This window comes from Rhodococcus quanlei, assembly GCF_055231015.1.
In genome coordinates this window covers 291,378-299,803 of record NZ_JBUYWD010000008.1, presented here as the reverse complement: position 1 = coordinate 299,803, position 8,426 = coordinate 291,378, and the positions used below count along the sequence as shown (strand labels likewise).

The following is an 8,426-nucleotide window of genomic DNA, read 5'->3' as shown; positions in this document are numbered from 1 at the left end:
GGCCGAAACCAGCAATCAGTCATAGACATCGAGTCAAATCACTAGCAAAAAAACTCAAACTAGCAAAAAATTGTCAATCCATCCCAGACGGAAGAATGAAATGAACCGACAGTCACACCCACCAAAAATGGTAGGCGCCAAAAACATTTGGCACTGACATTCATCGACACACTGTTGAGTTCTCAAAGAACACGCACACACCATCACCACCAGGGAAAACCTCGTCCCTGACCGCTCCGGGGCAACTTTTCCAGCCTATCCAATCCCTCACACCAGCGCAAACCGGGGCTCAGAACCATCAAAACCGGAGTAGAAGCACAACCATACACCAAGCTGTAACTTCGGATTCACCAGGCGCCTACGTCCAACCTCGTTCGCTCCAACCTCGCGGCGGAGTCGGTGTCCGTGTCGCTCTGACCTGGAATAAGTTACGGCACGAAGAACGCCACACCAAATCCCCAGGTCGCACCTACTTCTTCACCGGAATCCCCAGGTCATGGCGCGACAGAACGGCGCCAGAGCGACTTCCGAGTCGAAAGTTCTGCGTGTGACGCCCGACACCACACACGCGATTCGACTGCCACACGTCCACTACCTGCAGATATAGGTCGATCCGCACCGGTTTCACGGTGCGGATCGATTTTGTGCGACTGACGGTCAGGGTCAATCAGGGCGCTGAAGACCCGACGCGTTCGATATCGCCACCGAGCTCCTGAAGGATTTCCACGAACCGCGGGTAACCCCGGTCGATGTGGTAAACGTCGTGCACCTCGGTGATCCCCTCGGCCACCAAACCTGCCAGTACCAACCCCGCGCCGGCACGAATGTCCGACGACCACACGGGGGCGCTCGACAATCGCGCCACGCCGCGGATCACCGCGTGATGACCATCAGTTCGCGAATCTGCACCGAGCCTGATCATCTCCTCGACGAACCGAAAACGCGCCTCGAACACGTTCTCGGTGATCATCGACGTTCCATCGGATACCGCAGCAAGGCCGATGGCCATCGGTTGGAGATCGGTGGGAAAGCCCGGATACGGCAACGTCGCGAAGTTGACGGCGGTGGGTCGCTCGGTTTGGACCACGCGGAAGCCATCCGATTCGGGAGTGACCTCGGCGCCGGCACTACGCAACTTGTCCAGCACCAGGGACAGATGCTTGTGGTTCACCCCGCGAACACGAACGTCTCCCCTGGTCATCGATGCGGCGATCCCCCACGTCGCCGCAACGATGCGGTCGCCCACAACCCGATGGGTGGTCGGCAACAGTTTGTCGACGCCTTGAATGGTCAGCGTCGAAGTTCCCGCGCCGGAGATCCGCGCGCCCATCTGCGTGAGCATGGCGCACAGATCGACGATCTCGGGCTCACGCGCGGCGTTGTCTATGACAGTCTCCCCTGCGGCCAGGACAGCAGCCATGAGAATGTTCTCGGTCGCACCGACGGAGGGGAACGCCAAACGAATGTTTGCGCCCCGGAGGTCGTCGGCCTCTGCAACTACACATCCATGCTCGATCTCGCTGCGGGCACCCAGCAGTCGCAGCCCCGATTGATGCATGTCGAGTGGCCGCGATCCGATAGCGTCTCCACCGGGCAATGCGACGACTGCCCTACGGCAACGCGCCACCAGCGGCCCCAGAACACACACCGAGGCACGGAACTGCCGGACCGCAGCGAAATCGGCGTGGTACTTCGGATTGGGCGGCGTCGTGATACGAACGACCGAATCGTCCAGGTCGACATCGCACCCCAAACCGCGAAGCACGTCGGCCATCAACGGGACGTCCAGAATGTCCGGGCAGTTGGTCACCACAGTGGTGCCCTCTGCGAGCAATGCTGCCGCCATCAGCTTCAGAACACTGTTCTTGGCACCGCCAACAGACACTTCACCTGAGAGTCGGCTGCCGCCGGTAACGAGAAAGCGCTCATTCACATCGCACAGCCTAGAGCCACTCGCCGTGACAAGGGCGGCCGGTACCGTAACCGTATGGCTGTCCACCTCACCAAGATCTATACCCGTACCGGCGACGATGGCACGACGGGGCTCAGTGACTTCTCGCGTGTGTCGAAGAACGATCCACGCTTGACTGCGTACGCCGATTGCGACGAGACCAACGCGGCAATCGGGGTGGCAGTGGCACTCGGTTCCCCGCCCGCCGACATCCACGACATCCTGCGCCGTCTGCAGAACGATCTGTTCGACGCCGGCGCAGATCTTTCGACTCCGGTCGTCGAGGATCCGAAGTATCCGCCGTTGCGCATCACCGGGGACTACATCGATCGTCTCGAGGAGTGGTGCGATGACTTGAACGAACGGGTGACACCGCTGAACTCGTTCATCCTTCCCGGCGGGACTACGCTCGGGGCCTTGCTTCACGTCGCCAGGACGGTCGCGCGGCGCGCCGAACGATCGGCCTGGGCTGCGATCGAGGCCAGCCCCGAGGACACGCACGTACTTCCGGCCAAGTATCTGAATCGATTGTCGGATCTGCTGTTCATCATGAGCAGACTCGCCAATCCAGAAGGCGATGTGTTGTGGAAGCCGGGAGCCGGAAGATCTTGACCGGCCGGCTCTGCCTACTGCGGTCTACCGCGCACCGAACGCCCGGACGGACGTGACTCGATCCACGAGAGAAACGCTGTCAACGCGCCGCTGTCGAGCGCGATCTCGTAACTCTTGGCCCCGTCGGTGACCGCGAGAATCACGATCTCCTCGGTCATGATGTCGAACTCGGAACCTATGGGTCCCCGTCTCGACACGACCTCGATGCCTTGGCGACTGATCCGTGAGTCGGGTCCGAGCCGCAGGCTGGACAGCTTGTAGAACACGAGAGTCGAATCGCCGTAACGAGCCATTCCGTGCCGCCACCCGATGCCCTCGTCGGCAGGTGTCGATCGCACGATCGCCGGCGTTCCGCCCTCCCGCAGAACGATCAATCGATACAAAAAAGCCGCGACGAGAGCCACGAGCAGCACAAGCAGAATGATCATCACGACCATTCCGGTTGTCACTGTCATAGCCTCCGTCGCGGCTTTTCCTGGGAGACCTAGGCGCGCTCGACTGCGCGGAGACGACCCTTGGCGGCTTCGATCGCCTCGGTATCCTCCGAATCCGCCAGCACGGCCTTGGCCGCCTCCACATCGATGTCTTCGACCAAGTCCGCCGACTCGGCGAGGACGGTGACTGTCTTCGCGGTCACGGAGAGAAAACCGCCGTGAACTGCCGCGACAACGCGCTCGCCGTCAGCGGACGTGATCGACACGACGCCGCCTTCGACCAGCTGGCCGAGGACCGGCTCATGCCCGGGCATGATGCCGATCTCGCCCTCGGTGGTCTGGGCGCTGACGAGTGTCGCCGTCCCCGACCACAACCGCCGCTCGACGGCGACGAGTTCTACGGTCATTTCCGCCATGGTGGACTACTCTCCGGCGATCTTCTTGGCTGCGGCCTCGACGTCGTCGAGTCCACCGCAGCTGTTGAACGCCTGCTCGGGCAGGTGGTCGAACTCACCCTTGCACACGCGGTCGAATGCCTCGATGGTGTCGCGCAGCGGCACGACCGAACCGACCTCACCGGTGAACTTCTCGGCAACGATGAAGTTCTGGCCGAGGAACTTCTGCAGGCGGCGGGCACGGCCGACGAGCACCTTGTCCTCTTCCTGCAGCTCGTCCATACCGAGGATCGCGATGATGTCCTGCAGTTCCTTGTACTTCTGCAGAATGCGCTTGACCTCGTTGGCGACGCGGAAGTGCTCCTCGCCGACGATTCCCGGCTCCAGGATGCGCGAGGTCGACGTCAGCGGATCCACAGCTGGGTAGATACCCATCTGCGAAATCGGACGCGAAAGCTCGGTGGTCGCATCGAGGTGCGCGAACGTGGTCGCCGGCGCGGGGTCGGTGTAGTCGTCGGCGGGAACGTAGATCGCCTGCAGCGACGTGATCGAGCGGCCCCGGGTCGAGGTGATTCGCTCCTGCAGCTCACCCATCTCGTCGGCCAGCGTCGGCTGGTAACCCACGGCCGAAGGCATACGACCCAGCAGGGTGGACACCTCGGAACCGGCCTGGGTGAAACGGAAGATGTTGTCGATGAACAGCAACACGTCCTGACCCTGAACATCGCGGAAGTACTCCGCCATGGTCAGCGCGGACAGCGCCACGCGCATACGCGTTCCCGGCGGCTCGTCCATCTGGCCGAAGACAAGGGCGGTGTCCTGGAGGACGCCCATCTCCTCCATTTCCAAGTGGAGGTCGGTGCCCTCACGAGTACGCTCACCGACACCTGCGAACACCGAGGTTCCGGAGAACTCACGGGCGATACGGGTGATCATCTCCTGGATCAGAACGGTCTTGCCGACACCGGCACCACCGAACAGACCGATCTTTCCGCCCTTGACGTACGGGGTCAGAAGGTCGATGACCTTGATGCCGGTCTCGAGGATCTCGGTCTTGCCCTCGAGCTGATCGAAGGCTGGTGGCTTGCGGTGAATTCCCCACTGGTCGCCGTCACGGCCGAGGCCCGGGCTGTCGAGGCAGTCACCCAGCGCGTTGAACACGTGGCCCTTGACCACGTCACCGACGGGCACCGAGATCGGCTTGCCGGTGTCGGTGACCGTGTTACCACGGACCAGGCCATCGGTCGGCTGCATCGAGACCGTACGCACGAGGTTGTCGCCGAGGTGCTGTGCAACCTCGAGCGTCAGCGTCTTGGCCACCGAGGACAGCGCGATCTCGGAGTGAAGGGCGTTGAACAGCTCAGGAACAGCGCCACGCGGGAATTCAACGTCCACGACGGGACCGATGACCCGCACGACGCGACCGGCTGCGGTCGAAGCCGAGCCTGCCCCGTTGTTTTCGGTTACTGCTGCGGTCATTGTTAGTCACTTCCTGCGCTCGCGGCTAGCGCATCCACGCCACCGACGATCTCGCTGATTTCCTGGGTGATCTGGGCCTGGCGAGCCTGGTTGGCCTGACGGCTGAGCGTGCTCGCCAATTCGTTTGCGTTGTCCGTCGCCGCCTTCATAGCGGTACGACGAGCAGCGGACTCCGACGCAGCAGCATCGAGCAGCGAGGAGTAGATACGGGTGCTGACGTACTTCGGCAACAACTCGCCGAGCAACTTGTCCGGTTCCGGCTCGAAGTCGTAGTCCGGAGTCGGGTCACTGCTCGGATCGGGCTGCCCGTTGGACAGCATGTCCTCACCGAGTTCGAGGGGCTCCTCCGAGACGGACACTTCGAGGGGCGCCATCCGACGAACCTCGGGCGACTGCGTCAACATCGACACGAACTTGGTGTAGACGATGTGAAGTTCGTCCACACCCTCGATCGTGCCTTCGCCGTTCACCGAAGCGACGTCCGTGCCGGAACCTGCCATGAACAGCTCGACGAGATGCTTGCTCGCCTTTGCCGCATCGGCGTAGCCGGGCTGCTGCGAGAAGCCGGTCCACGAGCCGCCCAGTTTGCGGCCGCGGAAAGTGTAGTATCCGAGACCCTTCGCACCGAGCACGTACACGATCGGCTCCTTGCCCTCGCTGCGAAGGAGCGCAAGAAGCTCTTCCGCCTGCTTCAGAACATTGGAGTTGTAGCCACCGCACATTCCGCGGTCACTGGTCACGACCAGCACCGCGGCACGCTTCGGGTTCTCCCGCTCGTTGAGCAACGGGTGGTCGAGCGACGATGAGGCGCTTGCCAACTCGGAGAGCACCTTGGTGATCTCCTCGGCATACGGCTTGGACGCCGCGACGCGCGCCTGCGCTTTCGTGATGCGGGAGGTCGCGATCATCTCCTGCGCTTTGGTGATCTTCTTGGTCGAGTTGATCGACTTGATACGAGACCGCAGTTCGAGAATGTTTGCCATCGGTCGCTCACTCTCCCTTCGTGTGTCGCAGTGTCATGCCCGGACCGCTCACTTGCTGACGGTCTTGCGCTTGACGCTGACCTGCTCCTGGCTGACCTCGTCGGCACCCAGAGCGTCGGCCTCGGCCTCGTTCACGACGCGACTTCCGTCGGAAGCGAGGAAGCCCTCCTTGAACTTGTCCGTTGCGGACTTCAACGCGGACTTGTCGTCGTCGGAGAGCGCCTGGCCACCCTTGATGTTGCCGTAGACACCCGAGGCGTTGCGGTGCAGGTCCTCGAGGAGTTCGGCCTCGAAACGACGCACGTCCGGAACCGGAACGCTGTCGAAAGCGCCCTCACCGGCGAGGTAGATCGAGACGATCTGATCCTCGACGGCCACCGGGGAGTACTGGTCCTGCTTGAGCAACTCGACCCAGCGTGCGCCACGCTCGAGCTGAGCCTTCGACGCGGCGTCCAGGTCGGAAGCGAAGGCCGAGAAGGCCTCCAGCTCACGGAACTGTGCGAGCTCGAGACGCAGCGAACCGGCAACCTTCTTGAGGCCCTTGGTCTGGGCGGCACCACCGACACGAGAAACCGAGATACCGACGTTGATGGCCGGACGAACGCCCTTGTTGAAGAGGTCCGATTCCAGGAACACCTGGCCGTCGGTGATGGAGATGACGTTGGTCGGAATGAACGCCGAGACGTCGTTGGCCTTGGTCTCGATGATCGGGAGACCCGTCATCGAGCCGCCACCGAGCTCGTCGGACAGCTTCGCGCAACGCTCCAGCAGACGGGAGTGCAAGTAGAAGACGTCACCGGGGTATGCCTCACGTCCCGGCGGACGACGCAGCAGCAGCGAGATGGTGCGGTAGGCCTCGGCCTGCTTGGTCAAGTCGTCGAACACGATGAGGACGTGCTTGCCCTCGTACATCCAGTGCTGACCGATGGCCGAACCGGTGTACGGAGCGAGCCACTTGAAGCCGGCCGAGTCGGAGGCCGGTGCAGCAACGATGGTGGTGTACTCCATCGCGCCCTGCTCCTCGAGGGCCGACTTGACGCCCGCGATGGTGGAGCCCTTCTGGCCGATCGCGACGTAGATGCAGCGAACCTGCTGCTTCGGGTCGCCGGTCTCCCAGTTGGCCTTCTGGTTCAGAATCGCGTCGATGCAGACGGCGGTCTTGCCGGTCTTACGGTCACCGATGACCAGCTGACGCTGGCCGCGACCGATAGCCGTCATGGCGTCGATGGCCTTGATGCCGGTGGCGAGGGATTCCTCGACCGGCTGGCGCTCGAGCACCGATGCGGCCTGGAGCTCGAGAACGCGGTTCTCGCTGCTCTCGATGTCCCCGAGACCGTCGATGGCCTGGCCGAGCGGGTTGACCACGCGGCCCAGGAAGTTGTCGCCGACGGGAACCGAGAGCACGTCGCCCGTGCGCTTGACTTCCTGGCCTTCCTGAATGTTCTGGTAGTCGCCCAGGATGACGGCACCGATATCGGTGGCATCCAGGTTGAGGGCAACTCCGAGCACGCCGCCGGGGAACTCCAGCAACTCGTTGGCCATAGCCGAAGGCAGGCCACTGACGTGCGCGATGCCGTCACTGGTGTCGGTTACGACGCCGACCTCTTCGCGGGAGGCCTCCGGGGAGTAGCTCGCGGTGTAGTTGTCGATCGCGCTACGGATCTCGTCGGAGGAGATCGTCAGCTCCGCCATGTTATTCCTGCTCTCGGTGTCTGGTCTTCGAAAAGATCTGGAGTATGTGTTCGGCGTGAACTATTTGAAGGACTTGCGCAGCGCTGCGAGACGTCCCGCTGCGCTGCCGTCGATCACTTCGTCGCCCACTCGGACGACCAAGCCGCTGAGGAGTTCGGGATCGACCTCCACGTGGACCGTCACCGGCTTCCCGTAGGTACGGGTCAAGGTGGCGGCCAGCCGATCCGACTGCTCTGCAGAAAGTGCGGAGGCGCTGCGCACCTTTGCGACCACTGCTTCGCGCTGCTGCGCCGCCAGGGTCGACAACTCGTCGAAGGTGTCCGCCGGGGCGGCCTTCAGACGGCCGACGGCCTGCACGGACAGGGACTCGGTCACTGCGGTGACCTTGCCGTACAGCAACTTGGCAAGCAGTTCACGTTTGCTCTTGGCCGGTGCCGAACGGTCGGACAGTGCCTGCTCGAGGCTCGGGTCACCGGCAACGATGCGGCCCAGACGGAAGAGTTCGTCTTCGACCGTATCGAGCTGTCCCTGGTCGGCAGCCGCCTTCAGCAGCGACTCCCGCCCGAGACGTACCAGCGAGTTGAGCAGATCGGACGTGGTCGACCAGTCCTGGCCGACCGCAGCCTTGACTGCGGAAAGGGCCGCGTCGGTCACCTTTCCACCGAAGACCTGCCCGGCCAGATCCTGGCGTGCCGTTCCGGCCGTCGAACTGTCCGACAGCGCACTCCGAAGATTGCGCTGTTCGTCCAGTGTTTCGACGACCGAGAACAGATCCGCCCCGGTCTGGGCGAAGGCCGCGGCGGCAGGAACCGATCCCAAGGCCGCAGACAACGCAGAACGGGTCTGCGTCAGTGCTTCACGGCTCGCTGCGTACATGGTG

Annotated in this window: 8 protein-coding genes; 1 reads left to right on the top strand and 7 read right to left on the bottom strand. The window is 62.9% G+C overall.

Annotation, left to right across the window (positions count from 1 at the left end; genetic code table 11):
- Positions 1 to 667 precede the first annotated feature (667 nt).
- On the bottom strand, positions 668 to 1,933 hold the full coding sequence (gene murA, locus ACZI8Q_RS07340) for a UDP-N-acetylglucosamine 1-carboxyvinyltransferase (RefSeq protein WP_463372840.1): 1,266 nt from the start codon (positions 1,931 to 1,933) through the stop codon (positions 668 to 670).
- A 54-nt stretch (positions 1,934 to 1,987) separates the two neighbouring features.
- On the opposite strand from murA, the gene ACZI8Q_RS07335 reads away from it, so the two are divergent.
- Complete coding sequence (locus ACZI8Q_RS07335) at positions 1,988 to 2,563, top strand: cob(I)yrinic acid a,c-diamide adenosyltransferase (RefSeq protein ID WP_463372839.1); 576 nt, start codon at positions 1,988 to 1,990, stop codon at positions 2,561 to 2,563.
- A 14-nt stretch (positions 2,564 to 2,577) separates the two neighbouring features.
- On the opposite strand, the gene ACZI8Q_RS07330 is transcribed toward ACZI8Q_RS07335, so the two are convergent.
- The 6 genes from ACZI8Q_RS07330 to ACZI8Q_RS07305 are packed head-to-tail and all read right to left on the bottom strand — an operon-like array spanning position 2,578 to position 8,422.
- Positions 2,578 to 3,000 (bottom strand): DUF2550 domain-containing protein, encoded by a 423-nt coding sequence (locus ACZI8Q_RS07330; RefSeq protein ID WP_463372856.1) that lies wholly within the window; start codon positions 2,998 to 3,000, stop codon positions 2,578 to 2,580.
- Positions 3,001 to 3,047: 47 nt separating this feature from the next.
- Positions 3,048 to 3,413, bottom strand: a complete 366-nt coding sequence (locus ACZI8Q_RS07325; RefSeq protein ID WP_463372838.1) for a F0F1 ATP synthase subunit epsilon — start codon at positions 3,411 to 3,413, stop codon at positions 3,048 to 3,050.
- 6 nt (positions 3,414 to 3,419) lie between these two features.
- Positions 3,420 to 4,871: a F0F1 ATP synthase subunit beta gene (gene atpD, locus ACZI8Q_RS07320; protein WP_463372837.1), complete on the bottom strand. Its 1,452-nt coding sequence runs from the start codon at positions 4,869 to 4,871 to the stop codon at positions 3,420 to 3,422.
- Between the two features lie 2 nt (positions 4,872 to 4,873).
- The gene (locus ACZI8Q_RS07315) at positions 4,874 to 5,854 is read right to left on the bottom strand and encodes a F0F1 ATP synthase subunit gamma (RefSeq protein WP_463372836.1); all 981 of its coding nucleotides are present in this window, start codon (positions 5,852 to 5,854) and stop codon (positions 4,874 to 4,876) included.
- Between the two features lie 48 nt (positions 5,855 to 5,902).
- The gene (atpA, locus tag ACZI8Q_RS07310) at positions 5,903 to 7,546 is read right to left on the bottom strand and encodes a F0F1 ATP synthase subunit alpha (RefSeq protein WP_463372835.1); all 1,644 of its coding nucleotides are present in this window, start codon (positions 7,544 to 7,546) and stop codon (positions 5,903 to 5,905) included.
- 60 nt (positions 7,547 to 7,606) lie between these two features.
- Positions 7,607 to 8,422 carry a F0F1 ATP synthase subunit delta gene (locus ACZI8Q_RS07305; protein WP_463372834.1) on the bottom strand — a complete coding sequence of 272 codons (816 nt, stop codon included), beginning with the start codon at positions 8,420 to 8,422 and terminating at the stop codon, positions 7,607 to 7,609.
- Positions 8,423 to 8,426 lie beyond the last annotated feature (4 nt).

Bases quoted from the DNA above. Each gene is read 5' to 3' on its own strand.
- ACZI8Q_RS07315 (WP_463372836.1), bottom strand. From the start codon at position 5,854: ATGGCAAACATTCTCGAACTGCGGTCTCGTATCAAGTCGATCAACTCG.
- ACZI8Q_RS07335 (WP_463372839.1), top strand. From the start codon at position 1,988: ATGGCTGTCCACCTCACCAAGATCTATACCCGTACCGGCGACGATGGC.
- ACZI8Q_RS07325 (WP_463372838.1), bottom strand. From the start codon at position 3,413: ATGGCGGAAATGACCGTAGAACTCGTCGCCGTCGAGCGGCGGTTGTGG.
- atpD (WP_463372837.1), bottom strand. From the start codon at position 4,871: ATGACCGCAGCAGTAACCGAAAACAACGGGGCAGGCTCGGCTTCGACC.
- ACZI8Q_RS07330 (WP_463372856.1), bottom strand. From the start codon at position 3,000: ATGGTCGTGATGATCATTCTGCTTGTGCTGCTCGTGGCTCTCGTCGCG.
- atpA (WP_463372835.1), bottom strand. From the start codon at position 7,546: ATGGCGGAGCTGACGATCTCCTCCGACGAGATCCGTAGCGCGATCGAC.
- ACZI8Q_RS07305 (WP_463372834.1), bottom strand. From the start codon at position 8,422: ATGTACGCAGCGAGCCGTGAAGCACTGACGCAGACCCGTTCTGCGTTG.